17 protein-coding genes are annotated in these 18534 nt (G+C 45.6%); 13 read left to right on the forward strand and 4 right to left on the reverse strand.

The genetic code is table 11. The features are described from left to right. Positions 1 to 31: 31 nt before the first annotated feature. From ACFQPF_RS17250 to ACFQPF_RS17260, 3 genes are all read right to left on the reverse strand, one after another. Positions 32 to 211, reverse strand: coding sequence for a YtzJ family protein (locus ACFQPF_RS17250; protein WP_379751259.1), 180 nt, complete (start codon positions 209 to 211; stop codon positions 32 to 34). 116 nt (positions 212 to 327) lie between these two features. Then, positions 328 to 837, reverse strand: a complete 510-nt coding sequence (gene ytrI, locus ACFQPF_RS17255; protein WP_379751261.1) for a sporulation membrane protein YtrI — start codon at positions 835 to 837, stop codon at positions 328 to 330. 1 nt (position 838) lies between these two features. Next, positions 839 to 1171, reverse strand: coding sequence for a YtrH family sporulation protein (locus tag ACFQPF_RS17260; RefSeq protein WP_379751263.1), 333 nt, complete (start codon positions 1169 to 1171; stop codon positions 839 to 841). A 123-nt stretch (positions 1172 to 1294) separates the two neighbouring features. On the opposite strand from ACFQPF_RS17260, the gene ACFQPF_RS17265 reads away from it, so the two are divergent. From ACFQPF_RS17265 to ACFQPF_RS17300, 8 genes are all read left to right on the forward strand, one after another. After that, positions 1295 to 4666 carry a DNA polymerase III subunit alpha gene (locus tag ACFQPF_RS17265; protein ID WP_379751265.1) on the forward strand — a complete coding sequence of 1124 codons (3372 nt, stop codon included), beginning with the start codon at positions 1295 to 1297 and terminating at the stop codon, positions 4664 to 4666. A gap of 111 nt (positions 4667 to 4777) precedes the next feature. Then, complete coding sequence (gene ystJ / locus ACFQPF_RS17270; RefSeq protein ID WP_379751267.1) at positions 4778 to 6013, forward strand: NADP-dependent malic enzyme; 1236 nt, start codon at positions 4778 to 4780, stop codon at positions 6011 to 6013. 30 nt (positions 6014 to 6043) lie between these two features. Then, positions 6044 to 6661 (forward strand): FadR/GntR family transcriptional regulator, encoded by a 618-nt coding sequence (locus ACFQPF_RS17275; RefSeq protein ID WP_379751269.1) that lies wholly within the window; start codon positions 6044 to 6046, stop codon positions 6659 to 6661. A 23-nt stretch (positions 6662 to 6684) separates the two neighbouring features. After that, the gene (accD, locus tag ACFQPF_RS17280; protein ID WP_379751271.1) at positions 6685 to 7539 is read left to right on the forward strand and encodes an acetyl-CoA carboxylase, carboxyltransferase subunit beta; all 855 of its coding nucleotides are present in this window, start codon (positions 6685 to 6687) and stop codon (positions 7537 to 7539) included. Position 7540: 1 nt separating this feature from the next. Continuing rightward, complete coding sequence (gene accA, locus ACFQPF_RS17285) at positions 7541 to 8518, forward strand: acetyl-CoA carboxylase carboxyl transferase subunit alpha (RefSeq protein ID WP_379751273.1); 978 nt, start codon at positions 7541 to 7543, stop codon at positions 8516 to 8518. A gap of 116 nt (positions 8519 to 8634) precedes the next feature. Further along, positions 8635 to 9594: a 6-phosphofructokinase gene (gene pfkA, locus ACFQPF_RS17290; protein ID WP_379751275.1), complete on the forward strand. Its 960-nt coding sequence runs from the start codon at positions 8635 to 8637 to the stop codon at positions 9592 to 9594. A gap of 101 nt (positions 9595 to 9695) precedes the next feature. Continuing rightward, positions 9696 to 11450 (forward strand): pyruvate kinase, encoded by a 1755-nt coding sequence (gene pyk / locus ACFQPF_RS17295; RefSeq protein ID WP_379751278.1) that lies wholly within the window; start codon positions 9696 to 9698, stop codon positions 11448 to 11450. A 633-nt stretch (positions 11451 to 12083) separates the two neighbouring features. Next, on the forward strand, positions 12084 to 12479 hold the full coding sequence (locus ACFQPF_RS17300; RefSeq protein ID WP_379751280.1) for an FxsA family protein: 396 nt from the start codon (positions 12084 to 12086) through the stop codon (positions 12477 to 12479). A gap of 24 nt (positions 12480 to 12503) precedes the next feature. Here ACFQPF_RS17300 and ytvI read toward each other — a convergent pair whose 3' ends face one another. Further along, positions 12504 to 13628, reverse strand: coding sequence for a sporulation integral membrane protein YtvI (gene ytvI / locus ACFQPF_RS17305; protein ID WP_379751282.1), 1125 nt, complete (start codon positions 13626 to 13628; stop codon positions 12504 to 12506). Between the two features lie 34 nt (positions 13629 to 13662). Here ytvI and ACFQPF_RS17310 point away from each other — a divergent pair, with 34 nt between their 5' ends. From ACFQPF_RS17310 to ACFQPF_RS17330, 5 genes are all read left to right on the forward strand, one after another. Continuing rightward, a complete protein-coding gene (locus tag ACFQPF_RS17310; RefSeq protein ID WP_379751284.1) occupies positions 13663 to 14121 on the forward strand; it encodes a DUF441 domain-containing protein in 459 nt (152 codons plus the stop codon). A gap of 202 nt (positions 14122 to 14323) precedes the next feature. Beyond that, on the forward strand, positions 14324 to 15439 hold the full coding sequence (gene citZ / locus ACFQPF_RS17315; protein WP_379751311.1) for a citrate synthase: 1116 nt from the start codon (positions 14324 to 14326) through the stop codon (positions 15437 to 15439). Positions 15440 to 15534: 95 nt separating this feature from the next. Further along, the gene (gene icd / locus ACFQPF_RS17320) at positions 15535 to 16806 is read left to right on the forward strand and encodes an NADP-dependent isocitrate dehydrogenase (RefSeq protein ID WP_379751286.1); all 1272 of its coding nucleotides are present in this window, start codon (positions 15535 to 15537) and stop codon (positions 16804 to 16806) included. A gap of 89 nt (positions 16807 to 16895) precedes the next feature. Beyond that, the gene (gene mdh, locus ACFQPF_RS17325) at positions 16896 to 17834 is read left to right on the forward strand and encodes a malate dehydrogenase (RefSeq protein ID WP_379751288.1); all 939 of its coding nucleotides are present in this window, start codon (positions 16896 to 16898) and stop codon (positions 17832 to 17834) included. Positions 17835 to 17912: 78 nt separating this feature from the next. After that, on the forward strand, positions 17913 to 18389 hold the full coding sequence (locus ACFQPF_RS17330; RefSeq protein WP_379751290.1) for a MaoC/PaaZ C-terminal domain-containing protein: 477 nt from the start codon (positions 17913 to 17915) through the stop codon (positions 18387 to 18389). Positions 18390 to 18534: the final 145 nt, after the last annotated feature.

Below are 18534 nucleotides of genomic sequence, written 5' to 3' on the forward strand. Positions count from 1 at the left end.
CACAAAAAAAGACCTCCATATGGGGGTCTTGCTATTTCTTAGGGATGAACCACGAGCCAACATCTGTCACATCTTCATCGACGTCCAATTTCAATTTTTCAATTTCCTTTTTTATTAAATCAGCTACTTCCTTCGTTTCAGCAAAAGCTGAATAGCCGTTTTGCAGTTCTTTCACTTTTGCACGTGCTAGTTCTTTGCGATTGATGATCATGTCCGCTTTTCCCCCCATTCTTTATATATAGTAGTTTATAAAAAAAGTCTGTCTATTTCCATGTATAACGTAAAAGTGTCATCAAATAGTAAAATAAAGCCTCCGGAAAAACAGAATCACAAAGTAATTTGAGGAGAAATGTGAATATGGAGCTCAAGTTTTGTGTATAAAAATAAATTCACAATGCGTACTTGATAAGAGTGGTCATCGATGACAAAGGTCTTGTTTTCAATCGCTTTTCGCAATAAACGCTCACTTTTTGCTACTGTCTCAATATCTTGTCCGATTAAATGATGCATTTCTTCTGTTACGCGCTGCTTGACCATTAGCTGATCCAGCTGGGGGGCTTTTAGCTTATCGGCGTTGCTCACCTGTACTTTAACTTCCTGCACCTTCAGTTTCTTGGCAACTTCTTCGTTGTTCTTTTCATTGTCAGCAATGATCAGCTTTTGCGAATTTTTGAGATTGCGGATGATTTCTTTTTGGCTCAGTATAATTTCGATATATTTTTCCTGTGACAACCCAAACTGAACTAAAAAAAAGACCCAGCCTAGGATCGTGCCGATGACCAGGCCGGCAAAAAAGCGCTGATACCCTTTTCTATGAAAATATGGCGGAATTCGCATATCAGCTTAAGTTCTCCTGTGTGAGCCACTGAAGCAGAAGCATGGCAGAGTTGGCGCCTGCCATCGCTACGAGGATATACGACAGCTGCTTAAATATTTCGAATGTAGCCCCGTCTACGAGCCCTCTTTCAAAGTTCGAAATCGTGTCGAAGGTGCCGCCGATTGCCGCAACAATCGCCCAGATTTTCAGTTTTTTGGCCAGCTCCACGGTTTCCATCATAGGTGCTTTGCCAACGAGAAATGAAGCAAGTCCCCCAATGAGTGCACCGCCTAGTATCACGCCAAAAGCAATAAAGAAATCAATAATAATGTTAGAGACGAAATCCCGTACCATATCCTTGTCCCCCTTTCTAACAATGTATGGTATTCTTGCACGGCATATGCGTTTATATTGAGACTCGTCACCAGCCGATATACTATAATGAATACAAATCAATAAAGGGGGTGAGGTACTGCCATGTTCGTTCCTCTTCATATACATACCGAATACAGTCTGCTTGAAAGCTCGTGCAGGCTTAAGAATCTTGTTGAAAGGGCGTCGGAGCTAGGCTTCTCCTCTCTGGCTGTCACAGATAAAGGAAACATGTACGGTGCGCTCGCATTTTATAAAGCGTGCAAAGAAAAGGGGATACACCCGATTATCGGGCTTGAGATCGAGACCGCTGTGATCTCGAACGTCACCTCTTCTTCGGGACATCTCCTTCTTTATGCAAAAAATGAAACAGGCTATGCCAACCTGTTAAAGCTAAGCACGTATATCATGCGTGATACCAAAGGGAATTCCCGTGCCGTTCCTAAAGAAATTTTGTATCATCACCGAGACGGGCTCTTAGCGGTATCTTCAGGTATTGAAGGCGAAATACAGCTTTTACTCAATGAAGATCCGCAAGCAATCGAAGAAACGTTATCTCTTTATACGGACTGGTTCTCTGACGATTTTTATATCGGAATCGAGGATCATGGAACAGGCAGGGAGAAAACAATCAACATGGAGCTTCTTTCACTGTCAAGGCGGTTCCATGTTCCACTCGCTGCAATGAATGAGACGTATTATATCGATCGATCTGACGCGAAAGCTCACCACGTTCTACTTTGCATCAAGCACGGAGCGAAGGAAAAGGACAGCCGTAAGATAGCGTTGCCCACTGATGAATATTATTTAAAGTCATCATCTGAAATGGAAGAACGCTTCTCGCATGAAATCGAGGCGGTTCATAACACGGAAAAGATCGCCCAAAAATGTCAGCTTGATCTACAGCTTGGCATCCCGATGCTGCCCCGGTATCCGCTGCCAGATGGAACTTCTGCTCATGAGTTCTTAAAAGAAACGTGTCTGGAAGGTGCGAAACAGCGATACAAAGAAGTGAAAGCAGATGTGATGGAAAGGTTAGAGTATGAACTATCCATCATCAGCCGGATGCATTTTGAAGATTATTTTCTTGTTGTCTGGGACTTTATGAAGTTTGCTCATGAAACAGGCATGATAACAGGCCCTGGCCGTGGCTCGGCTGCTGGGTCGATCGTCGCTTACGTTTTGAGAATAACCAATGTAGATCCGATGAAGCATGGACTTCTTTTTGAACGGTTTCTTAATCCGGAAAGAATTTCAATGCCGGATATTGATATCGATTTCCCTGATAATCGGCGTGAGGAAGTGCTGAACTACGTCGCTGATAAGTATGGTGCTGACCATGTCGCACAAATCATTACGTTTGGTACACTGGCTGCCAAAGCAGCACTTCGCGACGCAGGCAGAGTAATGGACACACCGAATGAACTCGTGGACAAAGCAGCCAAGCTGATTCCTTCCCGGCCAGGCATCACGCTGCAGGATGCGATGAAAGAATCATATGGTCTTGAAAAAGCGTATAAGGAAATAGAAGAAGTGAAGCATCTGGTCGATGTTGCCGCCACTTTAGAGGGGCTGCCGCGCCATGCTTCTACTCATGCAGCCGGAGTTGTCATCAGCTCTGATCCGCTTCATGAACATGTCCCTCTTCAGGAAGGGCATGGCGGCATCGCACTGACGCAATTCAGTATGGAATGGCTGGAAGAAGCCGGGCTGCTGAAAATGGATTTTCTCGGACTGAGAAATTTATCTCTTATTGAAGAAATCATCACTTCGGTTCAAAATCGAACGGGTATTTCTATCCATCTGGATGAAATTCCCTTCGATGATAAGAAGACGTTCGAACTGCTCGGAGCAGGGGACACCACTGGTGTGTTTCAGCTAGAGTCAGACGGAATGCGCCGCGTATTGCAGCAGCTGCAGCCAACAGAGTTTGAAGATATTGTAGCAGTCAATGCGCTGTATCGTCCGGGTCCGATGCAAAACATTCCTGTTTATATAGAAGGTAAACATGGCAAGAAACAAGTCAGCTATTTGCATGAAGATCTTGAACCGATATTGAGTCCCACATATGGAGTCATTGTCTATCAGGAACAGATCATGCAGATTGCGTCAAAAGCTGCCGGCTTCTCGCTCGGTGAAGCGGATCTCTTGCGAAGGGCCGTAGGAAAAAAGAAAAAAGATATCTTGCTTCGTGAGCGTGCCCATTTTGTTGATGGATGTTTATCGAATGGCTACAGCAAGGAAACAGCCGACGCCCTATATGATTTGATCGTCATGTTTGCCGATTATGGATTTAACCGAAGCCATGCCGTTGCCTACAGCATCATTTCGTATCAGCTTGCGTATTTAAAGGCCAATTATCCTCAGGACTTCATGTCAGCACTGCTGTCGAGTGTCATCGGCAATCCGGACAAGCTGAATGCGTATATAAAGGAATCAAGAAGCAAAGGGATCGCTGTACTTCAGCCTTGTGTAAACAGAAGCGGCATTTCCTTTCAGGCGGAAGGCGATGCGATTCGGTTCGGGTTACTATCCATAAAAAATGCGGGGCTGCAGTCTATCCGGCACATTTTAGAAAAGAGCAGAGAAAAGCCTTTTGTAGATTTGTTTGATTTATGTGCGCGCTGCAGCACGAAGAAAGTGAACAAACGGACACTAGAATCCTTCATTTTCGCCGGTGCGATGGATGGCTTCGGCAAAGATCGTTCCGTGCTGCTAGCGTCCCTGGATTCTGCAATGGAGTATGGTGAGAAGGTGCAGGCGCTGCAGGCACAGGAGCAATATAGGCTATTTGGAGACAAAGACACCCTACCGAAACCTCCTTATGTGGAAGTTCCGCCTCTTACGGAAAATGATAAGCTCGCCTTTGAGCAGGAAGCACTAGGGTTTTTCTTTTCCTCTCATCCTATCGAAAGACATCGGCCTCTGCTGGAGGACTGGAACACATATCCGGTATATCAAATGGGTGATGTAAAGACCAATCAAGAGATACGAATGGGGGCCATGATTGATAAGGTCAGAGTCATTAAAACAAAAAAAGGCGACATGATGGCGTTTATTGGCTGCAGTGATGAGACGGGAGAAACGGAAGCGGTGGCGTTTCCAGAAACGTACAAGCTTTATCATGCTGTCTTGCAAAAAGGGGAGTTGCTTTTTGTTGAAGGAAGTGTGGAAAAGCGTAATGAGTCGGTGCAGCTTATTATCAAAAAAGCGATGCCGCTTTCTAAGCTTCCGCCTAAAAAGGCATCGAATGAAAGAACCCTTTATGTCAAATTCTCTTCTGGCCGTAAGGATGAATCCATACATGCTGTTGCTGAAAAGCTATCCGGTTCCCCTGGAGAGACAGCGGTCATTCTTTATGACGAACAAACCGGCAAAAAAGCAAGATTCAGGCATCCGGTGTTGGCAGACAATCAAGTGATCCAGGCACTTGCGGCCATCGTCGGAGAAGAGAATGTTATCTTAAAAGAAAAATAACGTTTTACAGCATGTCTACATTTGATATAATGAATAAGTCAATGCAGTGGTCTGACCACCTCCTAATTGGCTTATCAATCTATAAATACTTGAATATTAGGAGATGAAGAAATGTCTATTTTACGAGAAGAAGCACTGCATATCCATAGGGTAAACAAAGGGAAGCTCGAATCGAAATCAAAGGTGCCCGTGCGCAATGCCAAGGATTTAAGCCTTGCCTACTCACCGGGTGTGGCAGAGCCATGCAAGGATATTTACGATGACAAATCCAAAGTATACGAGTATACAATGAAAGGCAACACTGTGGCTGTCGTTTCGGACGGTACGGCAGTACTGGGGCTCGGCAACATTGGTCCAGAAGCAGCGCTACCCGTTATGGAAGGAAAAGCCGTTCTGTTTAAGAGCTTTGCAGGAGTGGATGCATTCCCGATCTGCCTGAACACGACTGATGTGGAAAAAATCATCGAGACCGTTAAACTTCTAGAGCCGACATTCGGTGGGGTTAACCTGGAAGATATCGCTGCACCAAACTGCTTTGTTGTCGAGGAAAGGTTAAAGAAGGAAACGAACATTCCTATTTTCCATGATGATCAGCACGGGACAGCCATTGTTACAGTAGCGGGCCTTGTTAACGCCTTAAAGCTGACAGGACGAGAGATGGGCAAGATCAGAGTCGTTGTGAACGGTGCTGGTGCGGCTGGCATTGCGATTATCAAGCTTCTCGACCGTTTTGGCGTCAAAGAAATCGTGATGTGCGATACAAAGGGAGCAATCTTTGAAGGACGACCATACGGAATGAACCCTGTTAAGAGTGAGGTAGCGCGCTTTACAAACAGGCAGAAAATCGAAGGAACGCTTGCTGATGTCATTACAGGGGCAGATGTGTTTATCGGTGTTTCTGTTGAGGGAGCATTGACAAAAGATATGGTTACAGCGATGAATGCTGATCCCATTATATTTGCGATGGCCAATCCTGATCCGGAGATCATGCCAGAAGCAGCAAGAGAAGCAGGTGCTAAAGTAATTGGGACCGGCCGGTCAGATTTTCCGAACCAGGTCAATAACGTGCTGGCATTCCCAGGCATCTTCCGCGGGGCGCTGGACGTGCGTGCGACACACATTAACGAAGAAATGAAAATTGCTGCCGTTCATGCGATCGCCAGTCTTGTTGATCCGCTTGAACTATCAGCTGAATACGTTATTCCTGCTCCATTTGATCCTCGAGTTGCACCGGCTGTTGCAGCTGCTGTAGCAACGGCAGCGATGGAAACAGGTGTAGCCAGAATTAAAGTGAATCCAGAAGACGTTGCAGAAAAAACGCGTCAGCTTGCCATTATCGGAAAGTAAAAGAATTCATACGGTCCAAAGGAGAAAGGAATGCCAAGCGAGCCTGTTGAAAAAGTGTATATTGAAATACTGAAAAAGATTAAATCGATTATCTCTGAAGACGGTCTGCAGCCAGGAGACAAGCTTCCGTCAGAAAGAGAGCTGACCGACAGGCTTTGTGCTTCCCGTTCTTCTGTTCGCGAAGCCTTCAGGGCGCTCGAGCTTTTAGGACTGATTGAAACGCGCAGAGGGGAAGGTACATTCATCCGCGAAGCGACGGGGCACCGTCTCGTTGAGGTTCTTGCATCTTTTATTTTGAACGATACGAAAGCACAGGAAGATCTGGCTGAAACAAGGCATATCATAATTAAAGACTGTGTGGAACTTACATGCAGCAGAATTTCTGATGAAGAGACAGAACATCTTGAAGTGCTGGCTAGAGAGGCGGAATCCGTGCCGGAAGCAGCAAGGAAATTCGAGAAGCTGTTCGTGCAGTCAGGGAGAAATCACTTGCTGTATCGCCTTTATGTGGAGCTGAACGGATATGATACGGCGTTCACCGCAGAAAATTCACTTACATCGGAAGATTGCCAGGCTATCTTAAAGGCACTCCGGTCAAAAGACAGCATGACCATTGCAGACATCTTAAAGAAACAGACCATGAATTAAGTACACTGATAGGTGGTGTTCGTTTGTTAAAAGACTTTTTTGCTAAAAAGAAGAAGTATGCCACAATTCCGTCAGAAAAATTAAAACAGGATGTTCCAGAAGGATTAATGTCTAAGTGCCCAGGATGCAAAAGTATCCTTTATACGAAAGAACTCAAGAAAAACCTGCTTGTTTGTCAGTCTTGCCAGCACCACTATCCGATGAGCTCTAAGGAGCGGATTGACAGCCTCCTTGATCCAGGAAGCTTTCATGAGTATGACCGCGAAATGATCTCAGCTAATCCCCTTGGCTTTCCGGGATACTTGGAAAAGCTAGAGAGCGACCGCAAAAAAACAGCCATTAACGAAGCTGTCGTAACAGGTGAAGGAACACTATCAGGCTACCCTGTTGTCATAGCGGTGATGGATTCCAGGTTCCGGATGGGAAGCATGGGGTCTGTTGTTGGTGAAAAAATCACGAGAGCCATCGAACAAGCGGCGTTAAAAGAAAAACCTTTCTTGATTTTCACTGCTTCCGGCGGAGCCAGAATGCAAGAAGGTGTGCTGTCTCTCATGCAGATGGCCAAAACATCTGTCGCACTTAGAAAGCTGAGTGATGAGGGGCAGCTGTTTATTTCAGTGATGACCCATCCTACTACCGGAGGGGTATCAGCGAGCTTCGCTTCCGTTGGAGATTACAATTTTGCTGAGCCGGGCGCATTGATTGGTTTCGCCGGCAGAAGGATTATTGAGCAGACCATCCGCCAAGAATTGCCGGAAGATTTTCAGACAGCAGAATTCCTTCTTAAACACGGGCAGCTGGATGCGGTATTACCAAGAACGGAAATGAAATCAACGTTATCAAAAATATTGAAAATTCATCATGAGGGGAGGCGTTAGTATGGCAGGGGAACTAGAGTTTGAACGTCCGATTGGCGAATTGGAAAATAAAATCGCTGAATTAAAAAGCTTTATGAGTGAAAAAGGCATCGATTTGAGCGACGAAATCAGCAGGCTGGAAGAGAAGCTTGCGGGACTTCAGCAGGATACGTATGAAAACATGAAGCCTTGGGACAGGGTTCAGATCGCCCGCCATGCGGAACGCCCGACAACATTGGATTATATTTCGCTTCTTATGACGGACTTTATTGAGCTCCATGGAGACAGGCTTTATGCAGATGATGCTGCCATCGTAGGCGGTATCGCGATGTATAAGGATGTTCCAGTTACCGTCATCGGCCATCAGCGCGGAAAAGACACGAAAGAGAACATCCGCCGAAACTTCGGCATGCCACATCCAGAGGGCTATAGAAAAGCACTGAGGCTCATGAAGCAGGCAGAAAAGTTCAACCGGCCGATCATTTGTTTTATTGATACAAAAGGTGCCTACCCAGGGAAAGCAGCGGAAGAACGAGGACAGAGCGAGGCGATTGCCCGGAACTTAGTCGAAATGGCGGGTCTGAAGGTGCCGGTAATCTGCATCGTGATTGGCGAAGGCGGTAGCGGAGGCGCACTTGCCCTGGGAGTCGGCAACCACGTTCACATGCTGGAAAATTCCACATACTCTGTCATTTCACCAGAAGGAGCAGCAGCTATTCTTTGGAAGGATGCGTCGCAGGCTAAACGCGCCGCTGAATCTATGAAAATAACCGCTCCAGACTTGAAGGATATGGGAATTATCGATGAGATTATTCCAGAAGTAAAAGGCGGTGCTCATCGCGATAAAAAGGAACAAGCAGCTCTTATTGATGCAGTTATAAGCCAATCATTAGAAGACCTGTTAAATTTATCCGAAAATGGACTGATCGAACAGCGTTACGAAAAATATAAAAAAATCGGACAATTTTCCTTTGTAACCGATTCCATTGTTGTTAAATAAGGAATGTGCTTTCTCTGCCTAGAGAGAGCGCATTTTTTTGTGGTTGGTTGTCTATTGTGTTCAACTTTTGAACATGATATTTTAGTAAGACGAGAGAACTAGAGAGGTGGATTTGTTTGAAACGGATAGGGGTTCTTACGAGTGGTGGAGACTCTCCAGGCATGAACGCAGCGATACGTGCAGTCGTTCGTAAAGGGATTTTTCACGATTTGGAAGTTTACGGGATATACAATGGTTATGCAGGCTTAATTGCGGGTAACATAAAGAAACTTGAGCTTGGATCAGTAGGAGATATCATTCACCGCGGCGGTACCATGCTGTACTCTGCCAGATGCGAAGAGTTCAAAACGCTAGAAGGGCAAAAAAAAGGCATTGAGCAGCTGAATAAATTCGGTATTGAGGGCCTTGTAGTAATCGGTGGTGATGGTTCGTTCCAAGGAGCGAAAAAGCTTACAGAGCACGGCTATCCAACCATTGGAGTACCAGGGACGATCGACAACGATATTCCAGGAACAGACTTTACGATCGGATTCGATACTGCGCTCAACACGATAATTGGTGCGATTGATAAAATTCGTGACACAGCTACTTCCCATGAACGCACATACATCATTGAGGTCATGGGCCGTGATGCGGGAGATCTTGCCCTTTGGGCAGGACTTGCGGATGGTGCTGAAACGATTCTGATTCCAGAAGCCAAGCATGAAATGGAAGATGTCGTTCAAAAGCTCAAACGCGGACATGAACGCGGCAAAAAGCACAGCATCATCATCGTCGCAGAAGGTGTTGGCAGCGGCGGAGACGTGGCAAACAAGATTGAAGAGCTGACCGGCTTTGAAACACGTGTTACCGTTCTCGGGCACATCCAGCGCGGCGGGTCACCGACTGCAGCGGACCGTGTGCTGGCAAGCCGTCTTGGAGCTAGAGCGATTGAACTTCTTCTAGAAGGAAAAGCTGGCCGCACCGTTGGTATTGAAAATAATAAACTCGTTGACTACGACATCACGGAAGTGCTTGGACGAAAGCATGCTATCGATGAAGGCATGTACCGTTTGTCTGAAGAACTATCCATATAAATAAATGAAGAACGGCTATAAAGGATTAAGCATCGTGCTCCACGATTACTGGCGTACGGTGCCTTCTTGCGGAAATGACATTTAAATTTCAGGAGGCAATTATGCGTAAGACTAAGATTGTATGTACGATTGGACCAGCAAGTGAAAGTGTGGAAAAGCTTAGCCAGCTGATTGAAGCAGGCATGAACGTTGCCCGTTTAAACTTCTCTCATGGAGATTTTGAGGAGCATGGCGCACGAATCAAGAATATCCGCGAAGCTGCAAACGCTTTGGGGAAAACGGTTGCCATCCTCTTAGATACAAAAGGCCCTGAAATCCGTACGCAAACATTAGAGAATGGTGTAGCAGAATTAAAAGCTGGCCAAGAGCTGATCGTATCCATGACAGAGGTTGTCGGAAACGAAAATAAAATTTCGATCTCCTATCCTGGTCTTATCGAAGACGTTCATGTTGGCTCACGCATCCTTCTTGATGACGGATTAATTGAGCTTGAAGTAACAGGAATCGGAAACGGCGAGCTTCAGACGAAGGTCCTAAATTCAGGTACGCTCAAGAACAAGAAAGGCGTAAACGTTCCTAACGTAAGTGTTAAACTTCCGGGAATCACGGATAAGGACGCAAAAGACATTGAGTTCGGTATTCAGCAAGGTGTAGATTTTATCGCTGCTTCTTTTGTGAGACGAGCTACTGACGTGCTTGAAATCCGAGATATTCTTGAGCGTAACAACGCGGCTGATATTCAGATCATCCCGAAGATTGAAAATCAAGAGGGTGTCGACAACATCGACGAAATTTTGGCTGTATCTGACGGCTTGATGGTAGCGCGTGGCGATCTTGGTGTGGAAATCCCAGCAGAAGAAGTGCCGCTCGTTCAAAAAATGCTTATTAAAAAATGTAACGAGCTAGGAAAGCCGGTTATCACAGCGACTCAAATGCTTGATTCTATGCAGCGCAACCCTCGTCCTACACGTGCTGAAGCGAGTGACGTGGCGAACGCTATCTTTGATGGAACAGACGCGATCATGCTTTCAGGCGAAACGGCTGCTGGAACGTATCCAGTCGAGGCAGTTCAGACGATGCATAAAATCGCAAGCCGTGCTGAGAGCTCACTGGACTATCGCAACATCCTTTCACTGCGTAGCAAAGAAAGCAAAACGACAATCACAGATGCGATTTCTCAGTCTGTATCCTTCACGGCTTTAAACCTTGAAGCCAACGCTGTCATCACTGCAACTGAAAAAGGACAAACAGCGAGAAGCATTTCTAAATACCGTCCGAAGGCACCGATCATCGCTGTAACGAGCAACGAAGATGTATGCCGCAAGCTTTCACTCGTATGGGGTGTAACGCCTGTTAAAGGCGAAAAAGCTCAAACGACGGATGAAATGTTCCAGACAGCGATTGATTCTGCGCTGAAAGCTGGACACGTTCAGCACGGCAACCTTGTTGTGATTACTGCTGGAGTGCCTGTTGGCGAATCTGGATCAACGAACTTGATGAAGGTACATGTTATTGGCGATGTACTGGCAAAAGGCCAGGGAATCGGGCAGACGACGGCGACTGGTAAAGTCGTGATCGCACGAACAGCACAGGAAGCATTGGATAAAATGGAGCCAGGTGCAATCCTTGTAACAGTTGGAACGGACCGCGACATGATTGCCGCTTTCGAGAAAGCTTCTGCTGTTATTACAGAAGAAGGCGGATTGACAAGCCATGCAGCAGTAGTCGGTGTCAGCCTTGGCATTCCTGTCATCGTTGGCATGCAAAACGCCTTAACATTATTTGAAGACGGTCAAGAAATCACAGTAGATGCATCCAAAGGCTACATCTACGACGGCCACCAGCACGTTCTTTAATAACAAATTAAAGAAAGCCTTATTGCTTTGCTTGATATAGCAGCGATAAGGCTTTTTATACTTTTTATAATTAATTGTTTTCGCAAGCTTTGTTGTTTTTTTGAATTCAGAGGTGTAGTTGATTTCCGTTCCAGGCACACGCTTTCCGCGGGGCAGGGGTCGGTGCCTTACACTCCAATCAACTTGAACAATGAAGTATTCATAGATGATTGAAAGATAGTGTAAACGTCATAGAAAGTAAATATTGTAAAAATTACTGCTATAGAGTTCCTGATTTTGCAAACATGAACTTCAGATTTCCGCTTTGTAGGGCGTCACGCTTCAACTCCCCATCTATGAAGGTAGCTTTTATTTCAAAAAATTTTTTTGCTGAAACATTAAACTTAGTCAACTTTGAATGCTTCATTGAAAGGTTGATCGCAGTGAAAGGTGCCGACTCCGGCGGGATGAGTGGGCAGGTGAGACCTTTTAAAGGCGCGTAGCGACAAAAGGGCTCACCTCCCGCCCCGCGGAAAGCGTGCACCTGTAACGGAGATCAACCACTTCTAGAATTCTAAAAGCAACAATGTTAGCGTCAGCACGGTTTTCTTTATATACTGAGTACAAAGGTACTTTAAGAGATGAGGTTTTGCTATGTTTCGTTATTTGCTGCCTGTTTTTATTATTGTCCCTGCCATTGAGGTTGGGTTGTTTATTTTGGCTGGCCAGCATATAGGCATACCTGTCACCATCGGACTGATTTTTTTGACCGGTATTATTGGGGCATGGCTCGCTAAAAGGGAGGGCATGCAGACGCTGCTGCAGTTCAGGACGAAGATGTCACGAGGAGAACTGCCAGGAGAATCGTTATTGGACGGCGCCTGTATTATTGCCGGAGGAGCGCTGCTTCTCACCCCGGGATTTCTCACGGATTTAATCGGGTTCTTTCTGCTTTTTCCACCGATCAGGATGCTTGTTAAACGATTAATGAAGAGAAAGATGAAGAAGGCGTATGAAAATGGACAGTTTTCATTTTATTGGAAAAGATAGCGAAAAGGGCACCCCGGTGCCCTTTTATTTCGTTGTTCCGCCTTTGATATAGGCTAGAATTTCGTGGAAAAAACGGGCTTCGTAAAGTGCCCTGAAAATGATGAGCAATACTGGTCCGATAATGAGGCCGAGAAAGCCAAACCATTGAAAACCGGCGAACAGTGCGATAAGTGTGGCAAGCGGATCAAGGCCGATGCTTGATGAAAGTATTTTCGGTTCCATTACTTGACGCTGTATGACGACGATGCCGTATAAAACAGAAAGTCCTATTGTGAGCGTGTAGTTTCCGGAGAAGAAAGCATACGCAATCCATGGGAGGAACACTGCCCCTGTCCCGAGGTATGGCAGCAGGTCAACAAGCCCAATCAGCATCGCGATCGTGATGGCGTACTCGACTCTTAAAATAAGCAGTCCAGTCAGAACGATGCAGGCAGTAATGGAGATCAATGTAATCTGTGCTTTAATGAAGCCAAACATGGCTTTCCGAAGTTCGGTATAAACCTTTTTGCTCGTCCTGTAGAGCGGTGCAGGCATAAAACGATCCATATACCCGATTAATCGATCCCAATCTTTGCTAATGAAAAATGAGGCGAGCAGCGAAAAGATAAAGACGGTCAAAAAGCTTGGCAAACTGACAATGGCATTTGAGAGCCCATCGATGAACCCGTGAGCCGCAGCAGTAACAGCCGCTGTAAAGTCGTCTCCGATTTTTTCAATGTTGGTCATGATAGTTGTCTGTTGTCCGTGGTTCAGCTGATTGACAAGAGAAAGAAGATCTTGGTACATGGGCAGGATGTTCTTTTTAAACAGCAGTTCTAAATGGTATACGAGCTCTTTGCTGTAAGCGGGGATATCGTTAGCCAGGTAAGCGAAGCCTGTGATCAGCTCCTGAATGAGCAATGTCAAGGCACCGGCTACAGCTCCTAGAAGCAGAAGGAGTGACAAGACGACCGCAGCACCGCGGTGTAGTTTCAAGCGGTTCTCGAAAGTTGCCGCTATCGGATTGATGAGCAGGGCGATAACGGCACCGATGATAAATGGATATAATAAGGAAGAAACATACATAAGGGCCAGACAAGTAAAGGCGAAGATGCTGATTACAGCGGCAAGCCGCAAACACAGCTTGTAAGTGTCATTCAGTGTGAACACCTCCTTAACTATGTAACTCGAAAGTGGTGAGATAATGGAATCAGCGTTTTTTTTAATTGTGCTGCTCGTGATCGGATATATCGCTAAAAACCAGTCTCTCATGGTGGCGGTCGCCGTTCTACTTGTGCTGAAGTACAGCGGACTCGGTGATAAAATCTTTCCGCTTGTTCAAAAAAAGGGGATAAACTGGGGAGTGACCGTCATCACGATTGCCGTTTTAATCCCTATCGCAACAGGAGAAATCGGGATAAAGCAGCTCGGTAGCTCTCTTAAATCTTCCTATGCCTGGATTGCCCTCTTATCAGGAATCGCGGTCGCGCTGATTGCACAGAAGGGAGTCATCCTGCTCGCCGAAGATCCGCATATTACGGCCGCGCTCGTCTTTGGTACGATTCTTGCAATTGCGTTATTTAACGGAGTCGCTGTAGGGCCGCTAATCGGCGCAGGCATGGCTTATCTTGCAATGAAGATGGTCGAGCTTCTGACTCGTTAAACGTCGTATATTGAAGGAAAATAGCAAGAAATAAACCGTTTCCATTCACAAATTTCAGATTATTGTTTATAATCGTAGTGTATGTCCTATATCCTTTAAATAGTCTGCATTTTTTCTTTGTCGAAAAAAATGTAAGCTCTTTCTATTTTGCTAAGGTGTAGTATTAAAGGAGACAGAGATGACAAGAAAAGGAGAGATTGCCATGACAGCAACAAGAGGTTTAGAGGGAGTAGTTGCGACAACATCCTCGGTCAGCTCCATCATTGATGATGTACTGACTTATCGCGGATACAGCATCGATGATCTTGCAGAGCATGCAACATTTGAAGAAGTGATTTACTTGCTCTGGAACGGAAAGCTTCCAAACGAACAAGAGTTAAACAACTTAAAAGAGGAACTGGCTAATGCGTCAGCCCTGCCAGCCGAATTGCTACAGCAAATGAAATCGCTTCCTTTGTCCCAAGCCCATCCAATGACGGTTCTTCGCACGATTGTGTCAACGCTTGCGATGTATGATGCAGATGCTGAAGATATGACGGTGGAAGGCAACTACAGGAAAGCGGTGCGTTTGCAGGCGCAAATGTCTACCCTTGTCACTGCGTTTTCCAGAATTAGAGAAGGAAAAGAGCCTGTAGCGCCAAAGAAGGAGCTGGGCTTTGCTGCTAATTTCTTATATATGCTGACAGGAAACGAGCCTGACGAGATTTCTGAAAACGCTTTTAATCAGGCGCTTGTCCTTCATGCAGACCATGAACTGAATGCATCCACTTTCACGGCACGTGTATGTGTAGCCACGCTATCCGACATGTACTCTGGCATTACAGCAGCGATTGGTGCTCTTAAAGGCCCGCTTCACGGAGGAGCGAATGAGCAGGTGATGAAGATGCTCTCTGAGATCGGTTCTGTAGAAAATGTAGAGAGCTATTTAAAGAATGCACTTGAAAATAAAAAGAAAATCATGGGCTTTGGACACCGTGTATACAAGAACGGAGATCCTCGTGCTAAGCACTTGCGTGAGATGTCTAAGCAGCTGACAACGATCACCGGCGAAGAAAAGTGGTATACAATGAGTGTACAGCTTGAGGAAACGCTTAAAGCACAAAAAGGCCTTCTGCCAAACGTGGACTTTTATTCTGCGAGCGTGTATCATAGCCTTGGTATCCCGCATGATCTCTTCACACCGATTTTCGCGGTATCCCGTGTATCCGGCTGGATCGCTCATATTCTTGAGCAGTATGAAAATAACCGCTTAATCCGACCGCGTGCCGATTATATCGGACCAGATATGCAAACGTTTGTTCCAGTTGAACAGCGATAATTTTTTTCGAAAAAAGGAAGAGATTGCTTCTCTTCCGGCCCTTTTTTTTAGTAGACTAAAAGTGTTGTGCAAATAGAGATAGGAGGAATTACATCATGACAGTTAACGGAGAGCGTATTACAGTTGATAATGGCGTATTAAACGTGCCAAACAATCCGGTCATTCCATTCATCGAAGGAGACGGGACAGGTCCTGACATCTGGGCTGCAGCATCTCGTGTGTTAGAAGCAGCGGTAGTAAAAGCATATAACGGTGAAAAAACAATCGTTTGGAAGGAAGTTCTTGCTGGTGAGAAAGCATTTAACCAAACAGGTGAATGGCTTCCAGAAGAAACGCTTGATGTGATCCGTGATTACATAATCGCGATTAAAGGGCCACTTACTACGCCAGTAGGCGGCGGAATACGTTCATTGAATGTAGCACTTCGCCAAGAACTTGACCTTTTCACGTGCCTGCGTCCTGTGCGTTATTTCCAAGGTGTGCCTTCGCCGGTTAAGCGCCCTGAAGACACTGACATGGTTATTTTCCGTGAGAACACGGAAGATATCTATGCGGGTATCGAGTATGCAAGCGGTTCTGAAGAAGTGAAAAAAATGATCGCTTTCCTTCAGCAGGAAATGGGTGTTAAGAAGATCCGCTTCCCAGAAACATCAGGAATTGGCATAAAGCCTGTATCTTCTGAAGGAACAAAGCGTCTAGTACGAGCGGCTCTTCAATATGCCATCAACGAAGGACGCAAGAGCTTAACGCTTGTTCATAAAGGAAACATCATGAAATTTACAGAAGGCGCGTTCAAGAACTGGGGCTATGAGATTGCAGAAGAAGAATTCGGCGATAAAGTCTTCACGTGGGCTCAGTACGACCGTATTGCAGAACAAGAAGGCAAAGATGCGGCAAACAAAGCTCAAGCAGATGCTGAAGCGGCAGGCAAGATTATCGTGAAGGATTCAATCGCAGATATCTTCTTGCAGCAAATCCTTACTCGTCCTGCAGAGTTCGATGTTGTAGCGACAATGAACCTTAATGGCGACTATATCTCCGATGCTCTTGCAGCACAGGTAGGCGGAATCGGAATTGCTCCTGGAGCGAACATTAACTACGAAACGGGGCATGCGATTTTTGAAGCAACACACGGAACAGCTCCTAAGTATGCTGGATTAGACAAAGTAAACCCTTCTTCTGTCATCCTTTCTGGTGTGTTAATGCTTGAACACCTTGGATGGAACGAGGCAGCTAAGCTGATCGTTTCTTCAATGGAAAAATCTATCTCAAGCAAAGTGGTTACTTACGATTTCGCGCGCCTGATGGACGGGGCTACGGAAGTAAAGTGCTCTGAATTTGCAGATGAACTGATCAAAAATATGTAATAGCAAGTCGTGAGAAAGAAGCTGTTGACCCCAGCTTCTTTTTCCTCCATTTGAAGGACTTTTTATCTCGTAAAAGGAGGTCAGAATCAATGGCTAACAAGCGAAAAAAAATTTCCGTGATCGGTGCAGGATTTACGGGTGCTACAACAGCATTCATCGTCGGTCAGAAAGAATTGGGCGATGTCGTGATTGTGGATATACCTGAGCTTGAGAACCCGACGCAAGGTAAAGCTCTTGACATGCTTGAAGCAAGCCCGGTTCAAGGCTTTGATGCGAACATTATCGGTACGAGCGACTATGCGGATACAGCAGGTTCAGACGTAGTCGTCATCACAGCGGGAATTGCCCGCAAACCGGGTATGAGCCGAGATGACCTGGTCAATACCAACGCAAAAATCATGAAGAGTGTGACAAGAGAAATAGTGAAGCATTCTCCTGATACTACGATTATCGTACTCACAAATCCAGTTGATGCGATGACATATACCGTATTAAAGGAATCTGGATTTCCAAAAAACCGGGTAATCGGACAGTCAGGAATATTAGATACCGCCCGTTTTAGAACGTTTGTCGCTCAAGAATTGAATCTTTCTGTTAAAGACGTAACAGGATTTGTACTTGGCGGTCATGGTGATGAAATGGTGCCGCTTGTCCGCTATTCCTATGCTGGTGGCATACCATTAGAGAAGCTTTTGCCAAGAGAGCGTCTCGATGCCATTGTTGAGCGTACCCGCAAAGGCGGCGGTGAGATTGTGAACTTGCTTGGTAACGGCAGCGCCTATTATGCACCGGCAGCGTCTCTTGTTGAGATGGTAGAAGCGGTGCTCAAGGATCAGCGCCGCGTACTTCCAAGCATCGCGTTCCTTGAAGGGGAATACGGCTATACAGGCATTTGTCTTGGTGTTCCTACCATTATTGGCGGTAACGGCCTTGAACAGATTATTGAGCTCGATTTAACGGATGATGAGAAGAAGGCACTCGATCAATCGGCAGAAGCTGTAAAGAGTGTCATGAATGTACTATCCTGAAAATGAGAATAAATTCGGGGGACGCCCCGGATTTTTTCTTCATTAATATGTAAGCGCTTACTAAAAGGAGTGAATGGCATGCTGATTGGTAAGAAACGAAAATTAGGGCGTAAGATTGACGAAATTCAAGCAGGCGAAAAGCTGGAGTTTACCGAAACGATTGAAGATAAAGACCTGCTCCTTTATCTCGGCCTTTCAAACGATAATAATCCACTATTCATACAGCACGATTATGCTTCATTAACGCCATATAAGAAACCGATCGTGCCGCAAGTGATGGTGATCGGCATGGTTACCTCAGCCGTTTCTAAATACTTGCCAGGCCCAGGAAGTTCAGTAATGAAAACAAACTTATCATTCCCCCATCCCGTCTACCATTATGACAAGCTTTCTTTTTTCCTTGAAGTAAAGGAAGTTCAGAAAGATAAACACACCGTAACCGTTTCTGTTATGGTGGAAAACAGCGAAGGAAAGACCGTTTGTGAAGGACTGCTGGATGTATGCCCGCCTTATCCGCCAAAATCCATCACGACCCGAACGATGGAAAACTTCTGATCACGCTTCTATTATAGAAGCGTGTTTTTTTTCATAAACTTGAATGAATTTCATAATTCCCGACCCTAGAGTACCAGGGTTTTCAGAACACGAAAAAAGGAGTACCTCCCCAAAAACTCGAATTTGTTAAGTACGACCAAAACAA

Source organism: Fictibacillus iocasae (genome assembly GCF_042665465.1).
Classification (GTDB): domain Bacteria; phylum Bacillota; class Bacilli; order Bacillales; family Fictibacillaceae; genus Fictibacillus; species Fictibacillus iocasae.

Bases quoted from the DNA above. Each gene is read 5' to 3' on its own strand.
- ACFQPF_RS17250 (WP_379751259.1), bottom strand. From the start codon at position 211: ATGATCATCAATCGCAAAGAACTAGCACGTGCAAAAGTGAAAGAACTG.
- ytrI (WP_379751261.1), bottom strand. From the start codon at position 837: ATGCGAATTCCGCCATATTTTCATAGAAAAGGGTATCAGCGCTTTTTT.
- ACFQPF_RS17260 (WP_379751263.1), bottom strand. From the start codon at position 1,171: ATGGTACGGGATTTCGTCTCTAACATTATTATTGATTTCTTTATTGCT.
- ACFQPF_RS17265 (WP_379751265.1), top strand. From the start codon at position 1,295: ATGTTCGTTCCTCTTCATATACATACCGAATACAGTCTGCTTGAAAGC.
- ystJ (WP_379751267.1), top strand. From the start codon at position 4,778: ATGTCTATTTTACGAGAAGAAGCACTGCATATCCATAGGGTAAACAAA.
- ACFQPF_RS17275 (WP_379751269.1), top strand. From the start codon at position 6,044: ATGCCAAGCGAGCCTGTTGAAAAAGTGTATATTGAAATACTGAAAAAG.
- accA (WP_379751273.1), top strand. From the start codon at position 7,541: ATGGCAGGGGAACTAGAGTTTGAACGTCCGATTGGCGAATTGGAAAAT.
- pyk (WP_379751278.1), top strand. From the start codon at position 9,696: ATGCGTAAGACTAAGATTGTATGTACGATTGGACCAGCAAGTGAAAGT.
- ACFQPF_RS17300 (WP_379751280.1), top strand. From the start codon at position 12,084: ATGTTTCGTTATTTGCTGCCTGTTTTTATTATTGTCCCTGCCATTGAG.
- ACFQPF_RS17310 (WP_379751284.1), top strand. From the start codon at position 13,663: ATGGAATCAGCGTTTTTTTTAATTGTGCTGCTCGTGATCGGATATATC.
- citZ (WP_379751311.1), top strand. From the start codon at position 14,324: ATGACAGCAACAAGAGGTTTAGAGGGAGTAGTTGCGACAACATCCTCG.
- icd (WP_379751286.1), top strand. From the start codon at position 15,535: ATGACAGTTAACGGAGAGCGTATTACAGTTGATAATGGCGTATTAAAC.
- mdh (WP_379751288.1), top strand. From the start codon at position 16,896: ATGGCTAACAAGCGAAAAAAAATTTCCGTGATCGGTGCAGGATTTACG.
- ACFQPF_RS17330 (WP_379751290.1), top strand. From the start codon at position 17,913: ATGCTGATTGGTAAGAAACGAAAATTAGGGCGTAAGATTGACGAAATT.